The organism is Bradyrhizobium sp. Ce-3 (assembly GCF_022835695.1).
Lineage (GTDB): Bacteria > Pseudomonadota > Alphaproteobacteria > Rhizobiales > Xanthobacteraceae > Bradyrhizobium.
Map to the genome: position 1 here is coordinate 525148 of NZ_BQUV01000006.1, position 21974 is coordinate 547121.

Annotated in this window: 20 protein-coding genes; 12 read left to right on the forward strand and 8 right to left on the reverse strand. The window is 65.7% G+C overall.

Going from position 1 to position 21974, the window contains the following annotated elements; translation table 11 throughout:
* The first annotated feature begins 21 nt into the window (after positions 1-21).
* The gene (locus BRSPCE3_RS23235) at positions 22-1788 is read left to right on the forward strand and encodes an adenylate/guanylate cyclase domain-containing protein (protein ID WP_244068592.1); all 1767 of its coding nucleotides are present in this window, start codon (positions 22-24) and stop codon (positions 1786-1788) included.
* 31 nt (positions 1789-1819) lie between these two features.
* Here BRSPCE3_RS23235 and BRSPCE3_RS23240 read toward each other — a convergent pair whose 3' ends face one another.
* The 3 genes from BRSPCE3_RS23240 to BRSPCE3_RS23250 all read right to left on the reverse strand — a co-directional run bounded on the left by BRSPCE3_RS23240 (position 1820) and on the right by BRSPCE3_RS23250 (position 7759).
* Positions 1820-3430, reverse strand: coding sequence for a DUF882 domain-containing protein (locus BRSPCE3_RS23240; RefSeq protein ID WP_244068594.1), 1611 nt, complete (start codon positions 3428-3430; stop codon positions 1820-1822).
* A 263-nt stretch (positions 3431-3693) separates the two neighbouring features.
* Complete coding sequence (locus BRSPCE3_RS23245) at positions 3694-5961, reverse strand: murein L,D-transpeptidase (protein WP_244068596.1); 2268 nt, start codon at positions 5959-5961, stop codon at positions 3694-3696.
* Positions 5962-6268: 307 nt separating this feature from the next.
* Positions 6269-7759, reverse strand: coding sequence for a sigma-54 dependent transcriptional regulator (locus tag BRSPCE3_RS23250; protein ID WP_244068598.1), 1491 nt, complete (start codon positions 7757-7759; stop codon positions 6269-6271).
* 145 nt (positions 7760-7904) lie between these two features.
* Here BRSPCE3_RS23250 and BRSPCE3_RS23255 point away from each other — a divergent pair, with 145 nt between their 5' ends.
* From BRSPCE3_RS23255 to BRSPCE3_RS23295, 9 genes are all read left to right on the forward strand, one after another.
* On the forward strand, positions 7905-9821 hold the full coding sequence (locus tag BRSPCE3_RS23255) for a M3 family oligoendopeptidase (protein WP_244068600.1): 1917 nt from the start codon (positions 7905-7907) through the stop codon (positions 9819-9821).
* 218 nt (positions 9822-10039) lie between these two features.
* Positions 10040-10192 (forward strand): aa3-type cytochrome c oxidase subunit IV, encoded by a 153-nt coding sequence (locus tag BRSPCE3_RS23260; RefSeq protein WP_244068602.1) that lies wholly within the window; start codon positions 10040-10042, stop codon positions 10190-10192.
* A gap of 143 nt (positions 10193-10335) precedes the next feature.
* Positions 10336-11460, forward strand: coding sequence for a Re/Si-specific NAD(P)(+) transhydrogenase subunit alpha (locus BRSPCE3_RS23265; protein WP_244068604.1), 1125 nt, complete (start codon positions 10336-10338; stop codon positions 11458-11460).
* A gap of 11 nt (positions 11461-11471) precedes the next feature.
* The gene (locus tag BRSPCE3_RS23270; protein WP_050403072.1) at positions 11472-11789 is read left to right on the forward strand and encodes a proton-translocating transhydrogenase family protein; all 318 of its coding nucleotides are present in this window, start codon (positions 11472-11474) and stop codon (positions 11787-11789) included.
* Positions 11790-11832: 43 nt separating this feature from the next.
* Entirely contained in the window at positions 11833-13233 is a 1401-nt protein-coding gene (locus BRSPCE3_RS23275) for an NAD(P)(+) transhydrogenase (Re/Si-specific) subunit beta (RefSeq protein WP_244068606.1), read from the forward strand.
* A 191-nt stretch (positions 13234-13424) separates the two neighbouring features.
* Positions 13425-14243, forward strand: coding sequence for an alpha/beta hydrolase (locus tag BRSPCE3_RS23280; protein ID WP_244068608.1), 819 nt, complete (start codon positions 13425-13427; stop codon positions 14241-14243).
* A gap of 54 nt (positions 14244-14297) precedes the next feature.
* Entirely contained in the window at positions 14298-15395 is a 1098-nt protein-coding gene (locus BRSPCE3_RS23285; RefSeq protein ID WP_244068610.1) for a calcium:proton antiporter, read from the forward strand.
* Between the two features lie 39 nt (positions 15396-15434).
* Positions 15435-15719, forward strand: coding sequence for a cupin domain-containing protein (locus BRSPCE3_RS23290; protein WP_028340624.1), 285 nt, complete (start codon positions 15435-15437; stop codon positions 15717-15719).
* Between the two features lie 250 nt (positions 15720-15969).
* Positions 15970-16884 (forward strand): hypothetical protein, encoded by a 915-nt coding sequence (locus tag BRSPCE3_RS23295; RefSeq protein ID WP_244068612.1) that lies wholly within the window; start codon positions 15970-15972, stop codon positions 16882-16884.
* 34 nt (positions 16885-16918) lie between these two features.
* Here the strand turns inward: BRSPCE3_RS23295 and BRSPCE3_RS23300 are convergent, their stop codons facing one another.
* Positions 16919-17581: a tetratricopeptide repeat protein gene (locus tag BRSPCE3_RS23300; RefSeq protein WP_244068613.1), complete on the reverse strand. Its 663-nt coding sequence runs from the start codon at positions 17579-17581 to the stop codon at positions 16919-16921.
* A gap of 113 nt (positions 17582-17694) precedes the next feature.
* Positions 17695-17991: a 30S ribosomal protein S21 gene (rpsU, locus tag BRSPCE3_RS23305; protein ID WP_021078544.1), complete on the reverse strand. Its 297-nt coding sequence runs from the start codon at positions 17989-17991 to the stop codon at positions 17695-17697.
* 264 nt (positions 17992-18255) lie between these two features.
* Here rpsU and aqpZ point away from each other — a divergent pair, with 264 nt between their 5' ends.
* Positions 18256-18978 (forward strand): aquaporin Z, encoded by a 723-nt coding sequence (gene aqpZ / locus BRSPCE3_RS23310; RefSeq protein ID WP_244068614.1) that lies wholly within the window; start codon positions 18256-18258, stop codon positions 18976-18978.
* A gap of 173 nt (positions 18979-19151) precedes the next feature.
* Here the strand turns inward: aqpZ and BRSPCE3_RS23315 are convergent, their stop codons facing one another.
* Positions 19152-20255, reverse strand: a complete 1104-nt coding sequence (locus BRSPCE3_RS23315) for a 5-(carboxyamino)imidazole ribonucleotide synthase (protein ID WP_244068615.1) — start codon at positions 20253-20255, stop codon at positions 19152-19154.
* Positions 20252-20740 carry a 5-(carboxyamino)imidazole ribonucleotide mutase gene (gene purE / locus BRSPCE3_RS23320; protein ID WP_244068616.1) on the reverse strand — a complete coding sequence of 163 codons (489 nt, stop codon included), beginning with the start codon at positions 20738-20740 and terminating at the stop codon, positions 20252-20254. The genes BRSPCE3_RS23315 and purE overlap by 4 nt, the downstream gene beginning before the upstream one ends.
* A gap of 145 nt (positions 20741-20885) precedes the next feature.
* Here purE and BRSPCE3_RS23325 point away from each other — a divergent pair, with 145 nt between their 5' ends.
* Positions 20886-21647, forward strand: a complete 762-nt coding sequence (locus BRSPCE3_RS23325; protein WP_244068618.1) for a GGDEF domain-containing protein — start codon at positions 20886-20888, stop codon at positions 21645-21647.
* A gap of 37 nt (positions 21648-21684) precedes the next feature.
* Here BRSPCE3_RS23325 and BRSPCE3_RS23330 read toward each other — a convergent pair whose 3' ends face one another.
* On the reverse strand, positions 21685-21936 hold the full coding sequence (locus BRSPCE3_RS23330) for a hypothetical protein (protein ID WP_244068620.1): 252 nt from the start codon (positions 21934-21936) through the stop codon (positions 21685-21687).
* Positions 21937-21974: the final 38 nt, after the last annotated feature.

Consider the following 21974-nt stretch of genomic DNA (forward strand, 5'->3'; position numbering starts at 1 on the left):
GTAACCGGGCAGATCGTTCAGATGGACGTGCCAGGACCAGAGCGCCGGCTCGCTGCGGTCCTCGCCGCCGACATGGTCGGCTATAGCCGCCTCATGGAGGCCGACGAGACGGGCACCCTTGCGCGCCTCAAGACCCATCGGATCGAGCTGATCGATCCGGCCATCGCCAAGAATCGCGGCCGCATCATCAAGACCACCGGCGACGGCCTGCTGGTCGAATTCCACAGCGTCGTCGACGCGGTGCTATGCGCGGCCGAGGTGCAGAGCCGGATGGCGAAGCGCAATACCGACGTCGCGCCGGCGCGGTGGATGCAGTTTCGCATCGGCATCAATCTCGGCGATGTGATCGTCGACGGCGCCGATATCTTCGGCGACGGCGTCAACGTCGCGTCGCGCCTGGAGACGCTGGCCGAGCCCGGCGGCATCTGCATTTCGGGTGCGGTCCGCGATCAGGTCGGCGATCGGCTGGAGGGATTGAGCTTCGAGGATCTCGGCGATCAGGCCGTCAAGAACATCGCGCGGCCGATCCGGGTCTTTCGCGTCCACCTCGAATCGGACTCCGACAACGCTCCCGAGCGGGTGAAGAGCGCGACAGCGGCACCCGTGGTCGCCAAGAAGCCTTCCATCGCCGTGCTGCCGCTGGCCAATATGAGCGGCGATCCCGAGCAGGAATTCTTCGCCGACGGGCTCACCGAGGACATCATCACCGAATTGTCGCGCTTCCACGATCTGCTCGTGATCTCGCGCAACTCGACCTTCGTGTACAAGGGCAAGGCCGTGAAGGTGCAGGACGTCGCGAAGGAGTTCGCCGTCGACTATGTGCTGGAGGGCAGCGTGCGCAAGGCGGGCGGCCGGATCCGCGTCACGGTGCAGCTGATCGATGCCGTGGCGGACCGCCACGTCTGGGCCGAGCGCTACGACCGCGAGCTGGCCGATATCTTCGCGATCCAGGACGAGATGACGCGGGCGATCGTGGCGACCTTGCCGGGGCGGCTCGAGGCCGCCGCGCATGATCGCGTCAAGCGCAAGCCGACCGACAACATGGCGGCCTATGAATGCGTGCTGGCCGCCAAGGTGCTGCATCATCGCTCGGCGCGGGACGACAATGCGGAGGCTCAGCGTCTGCTCGAGCGGGCCATCGTGCTCGATCCGAACTATGCCCATGCCCACGCCTGGCGGGCCTGCGTGCTCGGCCAGACCTGGGTCTACAATTGGTGCGAGGACCGCGACGCGACCTTCCTGCAGGTCGCATCGGAGCTCGAGATCGCACTCAAGCTCGACGACAATGACAGCGACGTGCACCGGATCCTCGCCGCGCTGAATCTCAACCGCGACGATCATGACAAGGCGGCGTTCCATCAGGAGCGCGCGCTCGCGCTCAACCCGAACTACGATCTGGTCGTCGTCCAGCAGGGCGAGCTCCTGACCTGGCTCGGGCGGCCGGAGGAGGGCATCGACTGGATCAAGCGGGCGATGCGCCTCAATCCGTTCCACCCGGAGCGCTTCTGGAGCCATCTCGGCCGGGCCTGCTATTGCGCCGAGAAATACGCCGACGCGGCCGAGGCGTTCTCGCGGATCACGCGGCCCGATCACACCCATCACGCCTTCCTCGCCGCGACCTTGGCGCAGATGGGCAATGCGGTCGCCTCTGCCGCGCATACCGCCGAGGTGCTGAAGCGCGAGCCGGGCTTCACGATCGCCGCTCATCTGGCCACCCAGCACTACAAGCGCGAACCCGACCGGGCGCGCTACGAGGCCGGCCTGCTCAAGGCAGGGCTGCCGGCCTGACCGGCTGATGAAGCGATGCTGTCAGCAGAGGCTAGCGCAGCGAGGCGGTGCGCAGCACGAAGGACTGGGTCGTGAGCGGCGCGGTCGCCGAGCCCGAGAAGCGGTCGCAGGTCATGCCCATCATCGGATCTTCCGAGAAGGTCATGGCGACCGCGGCCTGCGGCTTGACGAAATGAGCCCGCATCATGGTCATGTCGGTGTCGCCAAGCACCGTGGTCAGCATGCTGCTGCTCGCGCTCGGCGCCAGCATCACCACGCGCATCCAGACATCGTTGCCCTTGGCAGCCGAGATCCGCGCCGACGTGGTGATCACGCCCTGGCCAGGTGCGCCCTTCGCAACGACGGTGTTGATCTCGGTGCTAGGTGCCGCCGCATTGCGGATCGGGCGCACGCTGCGCGGGATCGGCGCAGTCGCCGCGACGATGTTGGCGCGATCGACCGGTGAGGATGCGGCGGGCGCATAAGCGAGCGCCTTGTTGAAGTTTTCGGTCGCGCTGCCGGTGGTCTGCGGATCGGCGCCGCCAACCGACTCACGGGCCTTCAGGGCGGCGATCTGCGCGGCCGAGGCCTGCTTCGGCGTCGCCGACTCGTCACCCCAGAAACCGCGGGCATTGATGATGTCGGCGGGCGATTGCGGGTCGGTGTTCTCGGCGGTCTGCACCACCTGCACCGCCGGTTTGGCCTTCGGCATCGGGACGAGCTGCGCGTCGGCGGCGGCGAGCTGGATCGCGGCGGCGAATTGCGGCTTGGCGCGCGGCAGCGGAACTGGATCCGAAGGCTTGCTGTCCAAAGGCTTGGCGGGCGCCGCGGCCGCAACCACGGTGCTGGCGGCGGGCTTGTCGTTCACGCTGGCCGCGCCTTCGTCCTCATCGTCACCCGACTTGCCGCCCCCGAACAGTTTCGCGAACAGCGTCGGCTTGCTGATGACAGCGGCATCGTCGCCAGTGCCGCGGCGCTCGATGTCGGCCTTGGCCAGCTCATAGCCCTTCAGCGGCGTGCCGTCGGTCGGGACATGAACGGTGCGGCCATCGGGGAACACCCTGACCAGCTGGTCGCGGGTCATGCGCGGCCAGTGGCGAATGCTGCCGGTGTCGAGATGCACGAACGGCGAGCCCGAGGTCGGATAGAAGCCGACGCCGCCGCGCTGCAGGCGCAGGCCCGCGAAGCGGATCTGCTCGAGCGGCACGCCCGGAATGAAGAAGTCCATCGCATGCCCCAGCATGTGCTGGCTGTGGCGCGCGACGCCCGAGGAGCGGCGGCGGAGCATGGCGTTGGTGGCAGGGGCGCGATAGGCGGAGATGATCTGGATCGGCTGCCTGCCGCCGACGTCGCTATAGACTTCCCAGAGGATGTCGAACAGGTGACGATCCATCACCGTCTCGTCCTGGGAGCGCCAGTCGCGCAGGAAGTGATTGAGCTGCTTCAGCGCGGCTTCGTCGTAACGGCCGTCGCGCTTGAAGGTGACGGTGAGGTCTTCGTTGGAATGGGTATGGTGGAAGGACAGGGTACGGGTCTGGTTCAGCGCCGTCGCATCGTGCACCGATCCGGCACCCGCCAATAGCAATAGCGCAGTCAGGCCGACTTGGTATCCGGCCTTAGGCAGCGACAGCGGATTGTAGCGGCGTGCGAAAACAGCCAGCACTATGAGCCCACCCAGTCGACGAGCGTTCGGTCGGCATCTTCGCAGACCCCCTGCGGAAGACGGTGAACGCTTTCTTAAAGCGGGAGGGTTAACCGAGGTTTACCGACCCGCCCCCAAGTTAGGCTTAACTAACTGGGGGAGTGTGGCAAAAGATAGCCCGGCTTCCCGGCCGAGACCGGAAATGGTTAACGTAAACGATCTCGCTTTTTGAGCGAGATCGTTGATTTTGCTTCAAATTTAGCGCAATTGGGCGGCGGCGCGAATTAGCGGGTGATCACCCGGCGCTGCTGCTGGGCCTGGCCGCGGCGAACCGGCTGCGGCTCCGGCTGGCCGAATCCGCCGAACAGACGCTCGAAGAAGTTCGGTCCGGACGAGCCAAAACCGCTGCTGTCGCCGGCGACGTTGACGCCCGGAGGCAGGCTGCTGCTCGGCGGACGCGAATAGCTCGGCTGGGCGTGCGCCACGACCGCTTCGAGATCCTTGCCGCGGTTGTTCTTGAGCAGCGACAGCATGGCGGCGTCGCGGCCGTAGACGTCCCTGCGAATCTGCAGCTTGCCGGCATCGTCCACGAACGCGGTCTGGTAGGTGATGTTGACCGGGATCGGCGTCGGGAATTTCAGATCGACTTCGCTCGAGCCGTACATGCTGCGGATCCGCTCCGGCGTGTAGTGCTGGTTCGGCTCGGCGATGTTGAGCAGCACGGAGGCGTACTGATCCGGATTCTGCACACGCATGCAGCCGTGGCTGAAGGCGCGCTCGTCCTTGGCGAACAGATACTTGTCCGGCGTGTCGTGCTGATAGACCAGGAACTTGTTCGGGAAGTTGAAGCGGATGCGGCCGAGCGCGTTGGCTTCACCCGGCGGCTGCGAGATGTGGATCGAGCCGTCGCGGTTGCGCTCGAGCTTCAGCCCCATGCGCTGCAGCACCGTCGGATCCTGCTGCAGGGCCGGCAGATACTCGTTGTAGATGATCGACGGCGGCACGTTCCAGGTCGGATTGACCGTGATGTACTTCATCGTCTCGGTCAGAAGCGGCGTGGCGTGCTGGCCGGGCTTGCCGGTGACGACGCGCGTGGTCCAGACCTGCGCGCCGTTCTGCATCACCTTCAGCGTGTAGTCGGGGATGTTGAGGATCACATAGGCATTGCCGACACTGGCGGCGCCGAGCTGCCGCGGCAGCCAGCGCCAGCGCTCCATGTTGACGAGCACGGTGTCGATCTGGCGGTCGCGCTTCGGATTGTTCAGCGCCTTCACGGTGCGCTCGTCGAGCACGCCGGTCGCCTTGAGGTCGACGCTGCTCTGGAATCTCTCCACCGCGCGCGCGACCGTTGCGTCATACTTGGTGCTGCCGGCATCCTCGGTGATGCCGAGCTTGTTGCGCAGGTCCGGCACCCGCGGATCGTCCATCTCGACCGCGGCCTGCTTCTTGCGCGCCGGCAGGTATTTCAGCGCCGGGCCGTCCGCGATCGTGATGATCGGGCCGTCGCCCTGGCCGCGCAGCTCGGCGAGCTTTTTCTTCAGCTCCTTGTAGAGCTTCTGCGGCGGGTTGTAGCCGTCGAGCGCGGCGGAAGCGTCCTTGGCGGAGGTCACATTGGCGAACACCTCGGCCGGATCGATCGGGTGCTCCGGATAGAGGATGTCCGCCGACACCTGCGACCAGTGCATGCGGCCGCTCTGGGCCTGGCGCGCATAGTCCAGCATGCTGGCCGCGAGCTTCAACTCGGCGTCGGCCAACGCATCGGGCGTCGTCGCAGCAGCGAAATCCGGCACCGGATAGTCTGATGCATCGAGGCCGTCGGCGGCGGCATCCTTCAGGCGGGCGATGACGCCCTTACCGGTCTCGGTCAGCTTGCCGGCCTTGGTGAAGACCGGCGCGTAGTCGCGCGCCGAGTAAAACTTCTCGGCGGCGGGGCGCTCGTTCTTGCGATCGAAGGTGCGCAGCGACTTGCTGGCGAGCAGCTCGCGGAGCTTGTCGGCGACCGGCTGATCCTCGGCGGCGACATTGCTTGCGGCCTTTGCAGGCTCGGCAGCTGGAGCAGCCGCCGTCGCGGGCGCTGCCGCGGGCGGCGCGACCGCGGTGTCGGTCTTCGGTGCATCGATCTTCGATGCATCGGTCTTCGCGGTATCGATCTTCGCGGTATCGGTCTTGGGCGCATCGGCGGGCTGCGTCGCCGGCGCCGTGACGACGTCGGCGGGCTTCGGCTCGACCGCCTTTGCCGTCGCACTCGGCTCGGCCGGCTTTGCCTCAACAGGCTTCGCCTCGGTGGCCTGCATGCCGGTCGGCTTCACGTCGGCCGGCTTGGCTGTGTCGGGCAGGGCGGCCGTGGTGTCGGCCTTGAAATCGCTTGCGGTGGGTGGCGGCACGTTGGCCGGTTCGGGGCGCGGGATCGCGGCGTCGATTGCGAGTTCCGAAGCGCTGGAACGAGGCGTGTCCTGCGCGAAGGCCGAGGTCGCGGACACCGTGAGGAAGGTCGCCGCGACGGCCATCAGTACGCGGTCAAATCCTCGACGGTTGTTCGAGCAGTCACGCATTTTCACACCCCCTGGGTGGAACTGCCCCATCACAATCTGGAACAGTTCAAATCGGAATTCGGTTTCGTAGCTTGCGCGAAAGCGCCGGCCTCTCGATCGACTCGCACGTCTGCGCGCAATTAACGCAGACGATACATTTGCCCCTCTTATGCAGCCAGCGCCATGCGGGGCAACTCACGACAAACTGACCTCGAAGCAGCTGATTTCGCTCGGGCTGTGCGTTTTTGCCACGCGGCACAGCCTTTGTCTGTCACCGCCACGACACGGTTCAAAAGGTTCCCTGGTATGGCCGTGTCGGCCTCAGGTCTTACGTGGCGTCGCTGGTGCGCGTGCCGGCCGCGGCTTCGTCGAGCTTGCGGTAGAGCGTCGAGCGGCCGATCTTGAGGCGCCGCGCGACCTCCGACATCTGGCCGCGGTAATGCGAAATCGCGAAGCGGATGATCTCGTTCTCGAGATCTTCTAGCGGCCGGACCTCGCCGGCGGCATTGAGCATCGAGAGCCCGCCCGCGTTGGGCAGTGTGGTCGTTACCGGTATTTCATTACCGGAGATCATGGCAGGTGCCGTGGAGGGCGACACCACCAGCGGCTCGCCCTGCAAGGATTTGCCGTCCGGCACCGGCTGCGATGCCCCCTGCGGGAAGTCGGCCAGGGTGAGCTGGTCGCTGTCGCTCATGACCACGGCGCGATACACCGTGTTCTCGAGCTGGCGGATGTTGCCCGGCCAATCGAGCTGCGAAAGATGCGCCATCGCGTCGCCGCTGATGCCGGTGATGTTGCGGTTCTCCTCGGCGCAGAACCGCGCCAGGAAATGCCGCAGCAGATGCGGAATGTCCTCACGGCGCTGCCGGAGCGCCGGAATGGTCAGCGGCAGCACGTGCAGGCGATAGAACAGGTCCTCGCGGAACTGGCCGGCCTTCACGAGATCGAGCAGCTTGCGGTTGGTCGCGGAGATGATCCGGACATCGACCTTGACCGGCTTGCGGCCGCCGACCGCCTCGACGGTGCCTTCCTGCAGCGCGCGCAGCAGCTTCACCTGCGTGGCGAGCGGCAATTCGCCGACCTCGTCGAGGAACAGGGTGCCGCCATGGGCCTCCACGAACTTGCCCTGGTGGCGCTCGGTGGCGCCGGTGAAGGCGCCCTTCTCATGGCCGAACAGGATCGATTCGACGAGATTGTCCGGGATCGCGCCGCAGTTCACCGCCACGAACGGCTTGGCCTTGCGCTCGCTGCTGCCGTGGATGGCGCGTGCGAACAGTTCCTTGCCGACACCGGACTCGCCCTCGATCAGCACCGGAATCGTCGAGGATGCGGCTTTCTGCGCGGTGCGCAGCACCCCGGCCATGGCCTCGCTGCGGGTGATGATGTCGGAGAAAGTCAGCCGGCCTTCGCGGCTGTGGCGGATCCGCTGCAATTCGCCCTTCAGCGCCGATGCGTTCAGGGCGTTGCGCAGCGACACCTGCAGCCGCTCGAAGCCGACCGGCTTGACGACGAAATCCTGGGCGCCGGCCCGCATCGCCGACACCACATTGTCGATGCCGCCATGCGCGGTCTGCACGATGACCGGGACGTTCAAACCAGCTTCACGAATTTTTGCGAGGACTCCAAGACCGTCGAGGCCCGGCATCACGAGGTCGAGCACGACGGCGTCGATCGCCTGCGTCTCGGATGCGGTCAGGGCCGCTATCGCCGCGTCGCCACTGTCCACGACGAGGGGCTCATAGCCGCACTTCTGCACCATGTTTTCAACCAAACGACGCTGTACTGCGTCATCATCGGCGATCAAAATGGTGGCAGCCATGGTTTTCCCCGCACGCTACGATTATTTGTCTCGAATCGGGGCAATGTCGCCGATGCCGATTAACGCACTCTTAAACGTTGCAAATCGGGTCTTATTCCGCCGCCGCCGCCGACATCGTTCCGACTGAAGTAAGGTTTCGAACAAGATGACCTCGCGCTCCAAATCCGCACCCAACAAGTCTGCTCTCAGCAAGGCCGCCCTCCGCAAGGAAGCCGCACTGCGCAAGACGGCCGCGCAACGCAAACCGGCTGCGGCCGGTCCGGCGGCGAAAAAGCCAGCCAGCAAGACCGGCAAGCTTCCGGAATGGAATCTGGCAGATCTCTACTCCGGTATCGACGCGCCGGAAGTCGCACGCGACTTGCAGAAAATGGATGCAGATTGCGTCGCGTTTGAGACCGACTACAAGGGCAAGCTTGCCGAAAATACCGGCAAGGCGGGCGGCGGAAAGTGGCTGGCCGAGGCCATCCGACGCTATGAAGCGATCGACGATCTGGCCGGCCGCCTCGGCTCTTATGCCGGCCTCGTCCATGCCGGCGACAGCGTCGATCCCGCGATCTCGAAATTCTACGGCGATGTGTCGGAGCGGCTGACCGCCGCGTCGGTGCATCTGCTGTTCTTCTCGCTCGAGCTCAATCGGGTTGACGATGATGTGATCGAGCGTGCGATGGCCGAGCCCGAGCTCGGCCATTACCGGCCGTGGATCGAGGATCTGCGCAAGGACAAGCCATACCAGCTCGAGGATCGCGTCGAGCAGCTGTTCCACGAAAAGGCGCAGAGCGGCTACGCGGCCTGGAACCGGCTGTTCGACCAGACCATCTCCGGCCTGCGCTTCAAGATCTCGGGCAAGGAGCTCGCGATCGAGCCGACGCTGAACCTGCTGCAGGACAAGGCCGGCGACAAGCGCAAGGCTGCGGCGCAGGCGCTGGCCAAGACCTTCAAGGACAATGAACGCACCTTCGCGCTGATCACCAACACGCTCGCCAAGGACAAGGAAATCTCCGACCGCTGGCGCGGCTTCCAGGATGTCGCGGACTCCCGCCATCTCAACAACCGCGTCGAGCGCGAGGTGGTCGATGCGCTGGTCGCCTCGGTGCGCGCGGCCTATCCGAAGCTGTCGCATCGCTATTATGCGCTGAAGGCCGGCTGGTTCAAAAAGAGGAAGCTGCCGCATTGGGACCGCAACGCGCCGCTGCCGTTCGCGGCGACCGGCACCATCGCCTGGCCGGAGGCGCGCAACATGGTGCTGTCGGCCTATAACGGCTTCTCGCCGAAAATGGCCGAGATCGCCGGGCGCTTCTTCGACGATCGCTGGATCGACGCGCCGGTCCGTCCCGGCAAGGCGCCCGGTGCGTTCTCGCATCCGACCACGCCGTCGGCGCATCCCTATGTGCTGATGAATTACCAGGGCAAGCCGCGCGACGTGATGACGCTGGCGCATGAGCTCGGCCATGGCGTCCATCAGGTGCTGGCGGCGAAGAACGGCGCGCTGATGGCGCCGACGCCGCTGACCCTGGCGGAGACCGCGAGCGTGTTCGGCGAGATGCTGACCTTCAAGCGGCTGTTGTCGCAGACCAGGAACGCGAAACAGCGCCAGGCGCTGCTCGCGGGCAAGGTCGAGGACATGATCAACACCGTGGTGCGGCAGGTCGCGTTCTATTCGTTCGAGCGCGCGGTTCATACCGAGCGCAAGAACGGCGAGCTCACCGCCGAGCGGATCGGCGAGCTGTGGCTCAGCGTGCAGGGCGAGAGCCTCGGGCCGGCGATCGAGATCAAGCCGGGCTACGAGACGTTCTGGATGTACATCCCGCACTTCATCCACTCGCCGTTCTACGTCTACGCCTATGCATTCGGCGACTGCCTGGTGAACTCGCTCTATGCGGTCTACGAGCACGCCTCCGAAGGCTTCGCCGAACGCTATCTCGACATGCTCGCCGCCGGCGGCACCAAGCACTACTCCGAGCTGCTGCGGCCGTTCGGGCTCGACGCCAAGGACCCGAAATTCTGGGACGGCGGCCTGTCCGTGATCGCCGGCATGATCGACGAGCTGGAGACGATGGGCTGACGCCCGTCGGCCTTCCGCGCCAGGGGCTTTTTGCGCCTGGCGGCATGATCGTTCCATGATCGCTGCGTTTGGGAGCAATTCCGCCCGGGGCCGCCGCTCGATGGTCTGGATCGGGGACGATTTGTGCTTCAAATCGCCCGATCGGGACCACGCCGTTGCCCTGTCAACCCGTTTGCGGTAATGGCTCGCAGAACGCGAATTTCTGACTGGGGACAGCGATGGCAGACCATAGCGAAGTGGCCTATACGACCGCCGACGGCAACGACTACGTGGCGCATGAGCAGACCTATGAAGGGTTTCTCGTGCTGGTCAAATACGGCACCATCAGCATCGCCATCCTCCTCGCCTTGATGGCCTATTTCCTGGTCTGATCCTTGAGATCAGCTAGCGGCGTCGCCGTCCCGCGGCGATGCCGGAATTCCTGTCGAACCCGGATGTAAAAACCGGGTATCAAATCTGGCGAAAATAACGCTAGTTTGAAGACGCGTGCGCCGCTTGCGCCGCCGGAGGGCCCATGAAGATCGCCGTTGCCAAGGAAATCGATGCGTCCGAGCCGCGGGTTGCGGTCTCGCCCGATACCATCAAGAAGTTCAAGGCGCTGGGCGCCGAGGTCGCGGTTGAGCCGGGTGCGGGTGTCAAATCGGGCTTGCCCGATTCGGAGCTCACCGCAGCGGGCGCCACCGTCAGTGCCGACGCGCTCAAGGACGCCGACATCATCATCAAGGTGAAGCGGCCCGAGGCCTCCGAACTGTCGCAATACAAGCGCGGCGCGCTGGTGGTTGCGATCATGGACCCCTATGGCAACGAGGCCGCGCTGAAGGCGATGGCCGATGCCGGGGTGTCGGCGTTTGCGATGGAGCTGATGCCGCGCATCACCCGCGCCCAGGTGATGGACGTGCTGTCCTCGCAGGCCAATTTGGCCGGCTACCGGGCCGTGATCGAGGGCGCCGAAGCCTTCGGCCGCGCCTTCCCGATGATGATGACCGCGGCCGGCACCGTGCCCGCCGCCAAGGTGTTCGTGATGGGGGTCGGCGTCGCCGGCCTGCAGGCGATCGCGACCGCGCGGCGGTTAGGGGCCATCGTGACTGCGACCGACGTGCGCCCGGCCACCAAGGAGCAGGTCGAATCGCTCGGGGCAAAATTCCTCGCCGTCGAGGACGAGGAGTTCAAGAACGCGCAGACCGCCGGCGGTTACGCCAAGGAAATGTCCAAGGAGTACCAGGCCAAGCAGGCCGCGTTGACCGCCGAGCACATCAAGAAGCAGGACATCGTGATCACCACCGCGCTGATCCCCGGCCGTCCGGCGCCGAAGCTCGTCTCCGGCGAGATGGTGAAGTCGATGAAGCCGGGCTCGGTGCTGGTCGACCTCGCGGTCGAGCGTGGCGGCAATGTCGAGGGCGCGAGGCCCGGTGAGGTCGTCGAGACCGACGGCATCAAGATCGTCGGCTACACCAATGTCGCCGGCCGCGTCGCCGCTTCGGCCTCGAGCCTGTATGCGCGCAACCTGTTCTCGTTCATCGAGACGATGGTCGACAAGGCCAACAAGGCGCTCGCGGTCAATTGGGACGACGAGCTGGTCAAGGCCACCGCGCTGACCAGGGACGGCGCCGTCATCCATCCCAACTTCCAGCCGAAGTAAGGAGAGAAGCCATGGAGCATCTCGCGCAGGCCGTTGATCCGTTCGTGTTCCGGCTGTCGATCTTCGTTCTCGCCGTGTTCGTCGGCTATTTCGTGGTGTGGTCGGTGACCCCCGCGCTGCACACGCCGCTGATGAGCGTGACCAACGCGATCTCCTCGGTGATCGTGGTCGGCGCGCTGCTCGCGGTCGGGGTCGGCATGGTGTCGAGCGGCTCGGGCTGGGCGCGGGGCTTCGGCTTCATCGCGCTGATCTTCGCCTGCGTGAACATCTTCGGCGGCTTCCTGGTCACCCAGCGCATGCTGGCGATGTACAAGAAGAAAGCCAAGTAATCGGCACCACCTCGGGGTGATGTAAGAATTTGGGGGACCTGAGATGAGCGCCAATCTGTCTGCAGTATTCTACCTGGTTGCCGGCGTGCTGTTCATCCTGGCGCTGCGCGGCCTGTCGAGCCCGGCGTCGTCGCGCCAGGGCAACATGTTCGGCATGATCGGCATGGCGATCGCGGTCGGCACCACGCTGGCGAGCCATCCGCCGGCCGACGGCGTGGCCTGGCTGCTGGTCATTCTCGCGGTCGCGATCGGCGGCGGCATCGGCGCCGTGATCGCGCGCCGGGTGCCGATGACCTCGATGCCGGAGCTCGTCGCCGCGTTCCACTCGCTGGTCGGCATGGCCGCGGTGCTGGTCGCCGCCGGCGCGTTCTATGCGCCCGAGGCGTTCGACATCGGCACGCCAGGCAACATCCATCCGCAGAGCCTGGTGGAGATGTCGCTCGGCGTCGCGATCGGCGCCTTGACCTTCACCGGCTCGGTGATCGCGTTCCTGAAGCTATCGGCCCGCATGAGCGGCGCACCGATCATCCTGCCGTTCCGCCACGTCATCAACATCGTGCTGGCGCTGGCGCTGGTGTTCTTCATCGTCGGCCTCGTGCTGTCGGGTAGCGCGTTCGACTTCTGGATGATCACGATCCTGGCGCTGGCGCTCGGCGTGTTGATGATCATCCCGATCGGCGGCGCCGACATGCCGGTCGTGATCTCGATGCTGAACTCGTACTCCGGCTGGGCTGCGGCCGGCATCGGCTTCACGCTCGGCAACTCGGCGCTGATCATCACCGGCGCGCTGGTCGGCTCGTCGGGTGCGATCCTGTCCTACATCATGTGCCACGCGATGAACCGCTCGTTCATCTCGGTGATCTTAGGCGGCTTCGGCGGCGAGACCGCGGCGGCCGGCGGCGGCTCGGGCGAGCAGAAGCCCGCCAAGCTCGGCTCGGCTGACGATGCCGCCTTCATCATGAAGAACGCCTCCAAGGTCATCATCGTCCCCGGCTACGGCATGGCGGTGGCGCAGGCCCAGCACGCGCTGCGCGAAATGGGCGACCTCCTGAAGAAGGAAGGCGTCGAGGTGAAATACGCCATTCACCCGGTGGCGGGCCGCATGCCCGGCCACATGAACGTGCTGCTGGCCGAAGCCAACGTGCCCTATGACGAGGTGTTCGAGCTCGAGGACATCAACTCCGAGTTCGCCCAGGCCGACATCGCCTTCGTGATCGGCGCCAACGACGTCACCAACCCGGCCGCGGAAGAGGACAAGACCTCGCCGATCTACGGCATGCCGGTGCTGCAGGTCTGGAAGGCCGGCACCGTGATGTTCATCAAGCGCTCGCTGGCCTCGGGCTATGCCGGCATCGACAACCCGCTATTCTACCGCGACAACACGATGATGCTGCTCGGCGACGCCAAGAAGGTCACCGAGAACATCGTCAAGGCGATGGCCTGACGCGGGTGGCCCTGAACCGGGAGTGGCATCGCGCGCATCGCATGCCGCTCCTCGCCACGCGCGAGCAGCGTATCAAGTGGCACGTCGCGCATGCGGCGGCGTGTGCGTGCCGGCGGGTCCCCGACAGCATCATGGTGGACGTCGAGAGACGGCGGAAGCTCCGCGGCAAGCGATAGCTGCGGCCATTGGTGATGGCGCTGGCATTCGCAATCCTGAAATGGCTCGTGATCGCCGCGATGGTGGTCTATCTCGGCGGGCTGGTGGCGCTCTACGTCAAGCAGCGCGAGCTGCTGTTTCCGATCCCGCCGGTCGGCCGGACCGCGCCCGCAGCCGCAGGCTTTCCCGAAGCCGAAGAGCATGTGCTGACCACCGCTGACGGCGAAAAGGTCATCGTCTGGCACGTGCCGGCGAAGCCTGGCCGGCCGGTCGTGCTGTTCTTTCCCGGCAATGGCGATTTCCTGGCCGGCCGCGTGGCGCGCTTCAAGGCCATCACGGCCGACGGCACCGGGCTGGTGGCGCTGTCCTACCGCGGCTACGCCGGCTCGAGCGGATCTCCGAGCGAGCAGGGGCTGCTGCAGGACGCCGCGGCCGCTTACGCGTTCACCACCGCGCGCTACCGCGCCGGGCAGATCGTGGCCTGGGGATTCTCGCTCGGCACCGGCGTCGCGGTCGCGCTCGCCGCGGAACATCCGGTCGGCAGGCTGATCCTGGAGGCGCCCTATACGTCGACGGCCGACGTTGCCGGCGCGCATTTCTGGTACGTGCCGGTCAGCCTGCTGATGCGGGATCAATTCCATTCCGACCGGCGAATCGCCGGCGTCACGGCGCCGCTCCTGATCATGCACGGCACCAACGATCCAGTGATCCCGATCCGATTCGGCGAGCGGCTGTTCGGCCTTGCCCATGAGCCCAAGCAATTCGTGCGTCTGCCCGGCGGCGGGCACGACGATCTCGACGATTTCGGCGCGATGACCATCGCGAGGCGGTTTATCGACGCCGCAAGAGGCTGACGGCGGCGATTGTCTGTCGCATAATCATGCCATCGAAGTGAGGGGACCCCCGCGATGAGCGCACACGGACCGATGCCACGGTCGGCCTGGCTGTATCCCGTTCTGGCGGTGCTGTTGTTTGCCGCGGTCTCGGCCACCGGCTACAGCTTCGCGCCGTCGGCCGCGGGCTGGGTGTTCGCCGCCGTGCTGCTGGTGATTCTGTTCGGCACCGTGTTTGCGGCCGTGCACCATGCCGAGATGATCGCCGAGCGGATCGGCGAGCCGTTCGGCACGCTGCTGCTGACGCTCGCGGTGACGATCATCGAGGTGGCGCTGATCTCGACCATCATGCTGGGTGACACGCCGGCGCCGACGCTGGCGCGCGACACCGTGTTTGCGGTGGTGATGATCGTCTGCAACGGCCTGGTCGGGCTCTGCATCTTCATCGGCGGCATCCGCTACCGCGAGCAGGATTTCCAGATCACCGGCGCCAACCTTTACCTCAGCGTGCTGTTCGTGCTCGCGACCATCACGCTCGACATGCCGAATTTCACGCTCACCGCGCCGGGCCCGATCTACTCCACGGCCCAGCTCGCCGTGATCAGCGTCGTGACCCTGCTGCTCTATGCGGTATTCCTCTACACCCAGACCATCCGCCACCGCGATTACTTCGTCAGCGGCGCCAACGAGGCGGCGGCACATGGCGAGGTGATGTCGGACCGCGAGACGGCGATCAGCGTCGTCCTGCTGCTGGTCTCGCTGCTCGCCGTGGTGCTGCTGGCCAAGAAATTCTCGCTGGTGGTCGATGTCGTCACCGTCAAGATCGGCGCGCCGCCGGCCTTCGCCGGTCTGGTGGTGGCGGCGCTGATCCTGCTGCCGGAGAGCGTTGCGGCGGTGTCCGCAGCGCGCAAGAACGACCTGCAGAAGAGCATCAACCTCGCGCTCGGCTCCTCGATCGCTACCATCGGGCTCACGGTTCCCGCCGTGGCCCTTGCCGCCCATGTGCTCGACAAGGAACTGGTGCTCGGGCTCAGCAACCAGCATATGCTGATCCTGCTGCTCACCTTCATGGTCAGCATGCTCACCTTCGGAACCGGCCGCACCAACATCCTGTTCGGGCTGGTTCACATGGTGGTGTTCGCCGTGTTCGTGTTCATGGTTTTCGTGCCTTAGGCGCGATCGGCTCAAACAAGAAACTTGGAGAAAGTGACGATGCTCAGTGCCAAATCGGATGTGCAGGTGGATACCGCGGAGGTCCGCGTGACCGAATGGCGGCTCGCGCCCGGCAGCGCCACCGGCCACCACACCCATGAGATGGACTACGTCATCGTCCCGATCACGGCGGGCGAGATGACGATCGTGGCGCCGAACGGCGAGCGCTCGAAGGCACAGCTCGGCGCCGGCAAGTCCTATTTCCGCAAGGCCGGGGTCCAGCACGACGTGCTGAACGAGACGGCCAGCGAGATCGTGTTCCTCGAGGTCGAACTCAAGCCCTGATGCGGGCGGTAACCCTGCGCGCGCAGAATGGCAGCCCCGAGCAGGCCCGGCTGTGGAAATTCATAACCCGTTAACGGCTGCACGATGATCTAGAAGGCGGATGCGGCCTACGCAGGGGGCGCCTCCGCTGAAACCAAAGTGACACCAAAGGTGACGTCGGAACGGGGGTTTGCCACCGATCCGTCGCAGTTGATCCCTGAATGTGCCTCAAAGTTCCAGCATGAAATAACGGGGTGGGGAGTGGCAGGTCATGCTGAGTTACCTGAAGAAATTCGTGATGGACATCTTACCCTCGGTGGCAGCGACCATCATCGGGGCGTACATCGTTAATCATTACATCGTGGCCAAGCCGCAAGCGCCGGAAGCCGCGGCCGTGGCCGCCTCCGTAGATCCGAAGGCCGCCGCCAAGCCGGCCGAAAAGTCCACCATGGTCAGCAGCCTCCCCGAAGCCGGCGTGAAGGCCAAGGGCATGTCCGAGCGCACGCTGATCGAGCGCTCCGCGTCCGAGAAGGCCACCGTCACCGAGAAGCCCGCCGACCCCAAATCCGCTGACCCCAAATCGGCCGACGGCAAATCTGCCGACACCAAGTCTGCCGATACAAAGGTTGATGCGCCGGCCGATACGGCCAGCATCCCCGCCGATTCGCGCCACCATCCGGCGGCGCCCAAGGCGGTCGCGAAGGCTGCCCCCGCGCCCCAGCCGGCCCCGCCTGCGACCTCAGCTGCGCCGGTCGAGGCGGCGGTGACGCCGGAGGAAACCCGCGACGCCAACGATCTGGCGCGCGCCGCCATCGAGCGGCTGCGCAAGGAACGTCCGCAGGAGGCCGCGCGCTCCCAGGACGCTGCGCGCACCACCGATCTTGCCCGCCTGCCTGACCAGCAGCGTCCGGCGACCGCGTCGGCGATCCGGCCGTTGCCGCCGCCGATCATGGTGTCGAGCCCGTCCACCGATAATGTCGATCAGCCGCGTCCGCCCTACGCCGCCAATGGCCAGGATGCGAACCGGCTGACGCCGCCGGCCGACATCCCGGTCCCGGTGCTGCAGGCGCCGCTCGACCTGCACGCCGAAGCGGTCATGCCGGCGCCGAAGAATGAGCGCAGCTCGGTGACCGACGACATGTTCTCCGGCATGAAGTCGATGTTCCACGCCGTCCTGCCCAAATAAGCCGGAGCTGGTTCTTCTCAATTAAGCTGACGGATTATCCGCCGGTGCGCGCCAGTCCGCTGCGCGCGCCGCCGTCGTTTGGCCGCAGCGCGAGCACGCGATTGTAGGACGCCGCCGCCTTGGCCTTGTCGCCGAGCCGCTCATAGGTCTGGCCGCGCGCGTTCCACGCCGCAACGTTGTTGGGATCGGCCTGTACTGCCTCGTCGAGGTCGGAGGCGGCCTGCTTGGCATTGTCGAGCGCGAGGTAGCTGGTGGCGCGGCCGATCAGCGGCTCCGCCTTCTGCGGCGACAGCCCGCTGGCGGCGGTGAAATCGTCGATCGCCTGCTGATGCTGTCCGCGACCCTGGTAGATCAGGGCGCGGCCGTAGAGCGCCTGGATGTTGTAGGGGTCGGCCGCCAGCGCCTGTTGGAACTCCACCATCGCCTCGTCGAGCTTGCCGGAGCGCGCCAGCACCTGGGCGCGCGTGGTGTGATCCTTGGCACTGTTGACGTCCTGCGTCGTGATGGTGTCGGCGGCAGGCTTGTCGGCGGTGGCAGCCGGCTTCGGCTTGTCGTCCGAGGAGCCCCATGAACCGAGGTCGAAGGAGCAGCCCCCGAGCGGCAGGCCGAGCACCACCGCGATGATGACGAGGTGCGGCGCGCAACGGCGGTGCTCAGGTTGTGGAGCGATGCGGCGGGGTGGCGGATCAGCCATCATGCAAAATGCTCTTGCCGGTCGTTTTGCATGGGTATCCCGGAACGCGGCTTGCTTCAAAACGACAACGCGGGCCCGTGGCCCGCGCTGTTAGACTTCCATATCGGCAAAACGGTTCAGCGCGGTCCGCGACCAGCGCCAGCGCCACCGGGACGGCCGCCACGGTCGCCACCGGGACCAGCGCCGAACACCGGCTTCGGCTTCATCGGCAGCAGGCCTTCACGCTGCAGCTTCTTGCGCGCCAGCTTGCGTGCGCGGCGCACGGCTTCGGCCTTTTCGCGAGCCTTCTTCTCAGAGGGCTTTTCGTAGTGACCGCGGAGCTTCATCTCGCGGAAAATGCCCTCACGCTGCATCTTCTTCTTCAGCGCCTTCAGGGCTTGGTCGACATTGTTATCGCGGACGAGAACCTGCACGCGGCATCCTCTTTTGAATTGATCGGTTCGGAATTCTGGCGAGGTGAAGGGGCGGCAAAAGGCCTGCCTCTTAACCCTAGGCGCGCGCATGTATCAGACAAACGCGCAGATGTCCACCGGTCGAGTGACTTTCGGGCCTAGTAAAGCCACGAAATAGGGCGAAAATGCCACCGTGCGGCCCTGATTTGGGTGGTTTGGCGCCCGGATCGGGGCCGCTCCCGGCGTTTGGACGACCCGGGCAATTGGAAATAGGGGAGATGCCACATGGATATGAAGAAATACGCTGCCGAACTGATCGGTACGTTCTGGCTCACATTCGCTGGCTGCGGCAGCGCGGTCATCGCGGCCGGCTTTCCGCAGGTCGGGATCGGGCTGGTCGGCGTGTCCTTGGCCTTCGGGCTGAGCGTGGTCACGATGGCCTATGCGATCGGCCATATCTCGGGGTGCCACCTCAACCCGGCGGTCACGGTTGGGCTCGCCGCGGGCGGGCGTTTCCCGGGCGGTCAGGTGCTGCCCTACATCATCGCGCAAGTGGTGGGCGCCATCGTTGCGGCGTGGCTGCTCTATGTGATCGCCAGCGGCGCGCCCGGTTTCGATGTCAGCAAGGGCTTCGCCTCCAACGGCTATGACGCGCATTCACCCGGCGGGTACAGCATGGTGGTGTGCTTCATCATGGAGGTGGTGATGACCATGATGTTCCTGTTCATCATCATGGGATCGACCCACGGCAAGGCACCTGCCGGCTTCGCGCCGCTCGCGATCGGCCTCGCGCTGGTGATGATCCATCTCGTCAGCATTCCCGTTACCAACACCTCGGTGAACCCTGCGCGCAGCACCGGGCCGGCGCTGTTCGTCGGCGGCTGGGCGCTGGGGCAGCTCTGGATGTTCTGGGTTGCGCCCTTGATCGGCGGTGCGCTCGGCGGCGTGATCTATCGCTGGCTCAGCGACGAGCCGTCCGGCATCGTTGCCGGCGTCAAGACGGCGTGATCGGCGAGAGCGTTTTCGCGCGAAGCGGACGCCGGTTCGCGTGAAGACAACGCGTCAACAAAAATCCAGAGCATCGGTTCTGATTCAAACAGAACCGATGCTCTGACGGATCGTGGTTGTCACGATCCCGTTTGCATCGATGGTCGAGGGCGGCCGCGGCCGCCTGCGCGGGTCTATCGCTTGCGGGCCGGCGTCACTTCGGTGACGTGGCCCATCTTGCGGCCGGGGCGCGGCGTGCCCTTGCCGTACAGATGCACGGTGGCGCCGGGAACGGTGAGCCACGTCTCATAGCTCAGGATGTCGTCGCCGATCAGGTTGGTCATGGTGACCTCGCCGTGGCGCACCGGCTTGCCCAGCGGCCAGCCGGCGATCGCGCGGATGTGCTGCTCGAACTGTGAGATCGAGGCGCCGTCGAGCGTCCAGTGACCGGAGTTGTGCACGCGCGGCGCGATCTCGTTGACCAGCACGGTCGCCGCGCCATTGCCTGGCACCACGAACATTTCAACCGCGAGCACGCCGATATAGTCGAGCGCCGAGGCGATCTTTTCGGCGATCGCGCGCGCCTGCGCGGCAAGCTCCTCGGGGATCGCGGCCGGTGCGCGCGAGATTTTCAGGATGTGGTCACGATGCTCGTTCTCGGTGACGTCGAAGCTCTCGACTTCGCCGGACGCCGAGCGGGCCGCGATCACCGAGATCTCGCGCTCGAAGGGCACGAAGGCCTCGAGGATGGCCGACTTGGTGCCGAGATCTTCCCAGACCTGCTCGAGGTCGTCGCCTGCGCGGATGATGGCCTGGCCCTTGCCGTCATAGCCGAAGCGGCGGGTCTTGATCACCGCAGGCAGGCCGATCCGCTCGATCGCGCTGCGCAGTGTGGCGACCGAGGAGACGTCGGCGTAATCGGCGGTGCCGATGCCGAGCTTGCTGACGAAATCCTTCTCGATCAGGCGGTCCTGCGTGGTCTCGAGGATCTTGTAGGCGGGCAGCACCGGGCGGCGCGCGGCGAGCACCATCGCGGTCGCGGCCGGCACGTTCTCGAATTCATAGGTGACGACGTCGACGTCGTTGGCGAACAGTTCGAGCGCCTCGACGTCGGCATATTCCGCACAGGTCGCGTGCTGCACCACGTCGAAGGCCGGCGAATCCGGATCGGGTGAAAACACCTGGCAGCGCAGCCCGAGGCGCGCCGCCGCCATCGCCAGCATCCGGCCCAATTGTCCGCCGCCGAGGATTCCGATGGTGTCGCCCGGCTTCAGCTTCACGAGGTTCGAAGCCGTCACGCCGTGCCCTCCGGCTGGTCCTTGACCGCATCGGTCTGCTGCTTGCGCCAGGCCGTGAGGCGGCCCGCCAAAGCGGGATCGTTGAGCGCGAGCACGCTCGCCGCCAGCAGCGCGGCATTGATCGCGCCCGCCTTGCCGATCGCGAGCGTCCCGACCGGGATGCCGGCCGGCATCTGCACGATCGAATACAGCGAATCGACCCCGGACAGCGCCTTCGATTCGACGGGAACCCCGAACACCGGAAGCTCGGTCAGCGCGGCAGTCATGCCCGGCAGATGCGCGGCGCCGCCGGCGCCGGCAATGATCACCTTGTGGCCGGCCGCCTTGGCACCCTTGGCAAAGGCATAGAGCCGATCCGGGGTGCGGTGGGCCGACACGATGCGCGTTTCGCAGGCAACACCCAGCGCAGCCAGGGTCTCGGCAGCATGACGCATGGTCTCCCAGTCGGACTGGCTTCCCATGATGATGGCGATCGGAGCGGTCATCTCTTCAATTCTGTGCAGGAATCCAAAAGCATAGGCCGATTATAGGGGTGGCCCGGTTCTCATCCAAGGCGTGGCAAGGGAGTTAGAATGGACTATCCTGTCTTGGTGAATCCCGGCAAGCCTTCATAAGCAAGCCTCAACAAAGATGCGCATGAAGAAGAAGACGACGGCGGCGGCCTCCGGGGCCGCAAAACGGCAAAAAGGCACGGCTGCCGCACGCAAATCCGCACCCGGCAAGACTGCAACTAAAGGGGCTGGAACCAAGGGGGCTGGAACCAAAGGGATTGGAGCAAAGGGGGCTGGAGCCAAAGCGGCCGGAACCCAGGCTGCAACGCGCGGCGCGGTCGCGTCCGGCGACAAAGCGACGATCCGCAGGCTGCGGGCGCAACTGGCGCGGGCCCAGGCCCGGATCGAGGAGCTGCAGGCCTCGTCCGAGACCGACTTCCTGCTCGACATCCTGAACCGGCGCGGCTTCGAGCGCGAGCTCGCCCGTTCACTCTCCTTCATCAAGCGCTATCAGGCCTCCGGCGCGCTGGTCGTGCTCGACGTCGACCGCCTCAAGCCGATCAACGACGCCTTCGGGCACGCGGCGGGCGATGAGGTGCTGAAGACGATCGTTGCCGCGATCTCGGACCAGGTGCGCGCCTCCGACGTGGTCGGCCGTCTCGGCGGCGACGAGTTCGCGGTGCTGCTGTGGAATCTCAGCGAGACCGATGCGCGCGCCAAGGCGGCGGCGCTGGAAGAGGCGATCGACCGGCTGACTTTCGTGTTCCGCGACAGTCGGGTCTCCGCGGGCGCCTCCGCGGGCGTTGCGATCCTCACCGCGCATTCCGATGTCGATCGCGTGCTCGATGAGGCCGACCGCGCGATGTATGTGCGCAAGGCGCAGCGGCGCCATGAATCGTGAAAATCATCAATCCTGACGACTGCACCAAGCCTGAAAATTACAGCGCGCTCAGATCTTCCGGCACGTTGCCGTAGGCCCGCAGCAGCTTGGCATCGCCGAACTCGCCGATCGCCGGATCGCCGGTGCGGCTGAACGCGACGGCGCCGATGCTGCCGGGCATCCGCGACATCGTCTCCGCCCGGCGCAGCGCGATCGTCGAGCTCTGGCATTCCTCGGCATTGCCGGCGACCGGCGTGCCGTCGTCATCCTGCATGAAGGGCAGTGCCACGTAGTAGGTCACATCGGCCATCGCTGTGCTCCCTGAAGATCAGGCCATAGATCAGAGCA

What these genes read in the sequence shown, in the direction of transcription:
- BRSPCE3_RS23285 (WP_244068610.1), top strand. Translation starts at nt 14,298, where the DNA reads ATGAGCGCACACGGACCGATGCCACGGTCGGCCTGGCTGTATCCCGTT.
- BRSPCE3_RS23255 (WP_244068600.1), top strand. Translation starts at nt 7,905, where the DNA reads ATGACCTCGCGCTCCAAATCCGCACCCAACAAGTCTGCTCTCAGCAAG.
- BRSPCE3_RS23260 (WP_244068602.1), top strand. Translation starts at nt 10,040, where the DNA reads ATGGCAGACCATAGCGAAGTGGCCTATACGACCGCCGACGGCAACGAC.
- BRSPCE3_RS23280 (WP_244068608.1), top strand. Translation starts at nt 13,425, where the DNA reads ATGGCGCTGGCATTCGCAATCCTGAAATGGCTCGTGATCGCCGCGATG.
- BRSPCE3_RS23265 (WP_244068604.1), top strand. Translation starts at nt 10,336, where the DNA reads ATGAAGATCGCCGTTGCCAAGGAAATCGATGCGTCCGAGCCGCGGGTT.
- BRSPCE3_RS23235 (WP_244068592.1), top strand. Translation starts at nt 22, where the DNA reads ATGGACGTGCCAGGACCAGAGCGCCGGCTCGCTGCGGTCCTCGCCGCC.
- BRSPCE3_RS23275 (WP_244068606.1), top strand. Translation starts at nt 11,833, where the DNA reads ATGAGCGCCAATCTGTCTGCAGTATTCTACCTGGTTGCCGGCGTGCTG.
- purE (WP_244068616.1), bottom strand. Translation starts at nt 20,740, where the DNA reads ATGACCGCTCCGATCGCCATCATCATGGGAAGCCAGTCCGACTGGGAG.
- aqpZ (WP_244068614.1), top strand. Translation starts at nt 18,256, where the DNA reads ATGGATATGAAGAAATACGCTGCCGAACTGATCGGTACGTTCTGGCTC.
- BRSPCE3_RS23295 (WP_244068612.1), top strand. Translation starts at nt 15,970, where the DNA reads ATGCTGAGTTACCTGAAGAAATTCGTGATGGACATCTTACCCTCGGTG.
- BRSPCE3_RS23250 (WP_244068598.1), bottom strand. Translation starts at nt 7,759, where the DNA reads ATGGCTGCCACCATTTTGATCGCCGATGATGACGCAGTACAGCGTCGT.
- BRSPCE3_RS23245 (WP_244068596.1), bottom strand. Translation starts at nt 5,961, where the DNA reads ATGCGTGACTGCTCGAACAACCGTCGAGGATTTGACCGCGTACTGATG.
- BRSPCE3_RS23325 (WP_244068618.1), top strand. Translation starts at nt 20,886, where the DNA reads ATGCGCATGAAGAAGAAGACGACGGCGGCGGCCTCCGGGGCCGCAAAA.
- BRSPCE3_RS23300 (WP_244068613.1), bottom strand. Translation starts at nt 17,581, where the DNA reads ATGATGGCTGATCCGCCACCCCGCCGCATCGCTCCACAACCTGAGCAC.
- BRSPCE3_RS23270 (WP_050403072.1), top strand. Translation starts at nt 11,472, where the DNA reads ATGGAGCATCTCGCGCAGGCCGTTGATCCGTTCGTGTTCCGGCTGTCG.
- BRSPCE3_RS23290 (WP_028340624.1), top strand. Translation starts at nt 15,435, where the DNA reads ATGCTCAGTGCCAAATCGGATGTGCAGGTGGATACCGCGGAGGTCCGC.
- BRSPCE3_RS23330 (WP_244068620.1), bottom strand. Translation starts at nt 21,936, where the DNA reads ATGGCCGATGTGACCTACTACGTGGCACTGCCCTTCATGCAGGATGAC.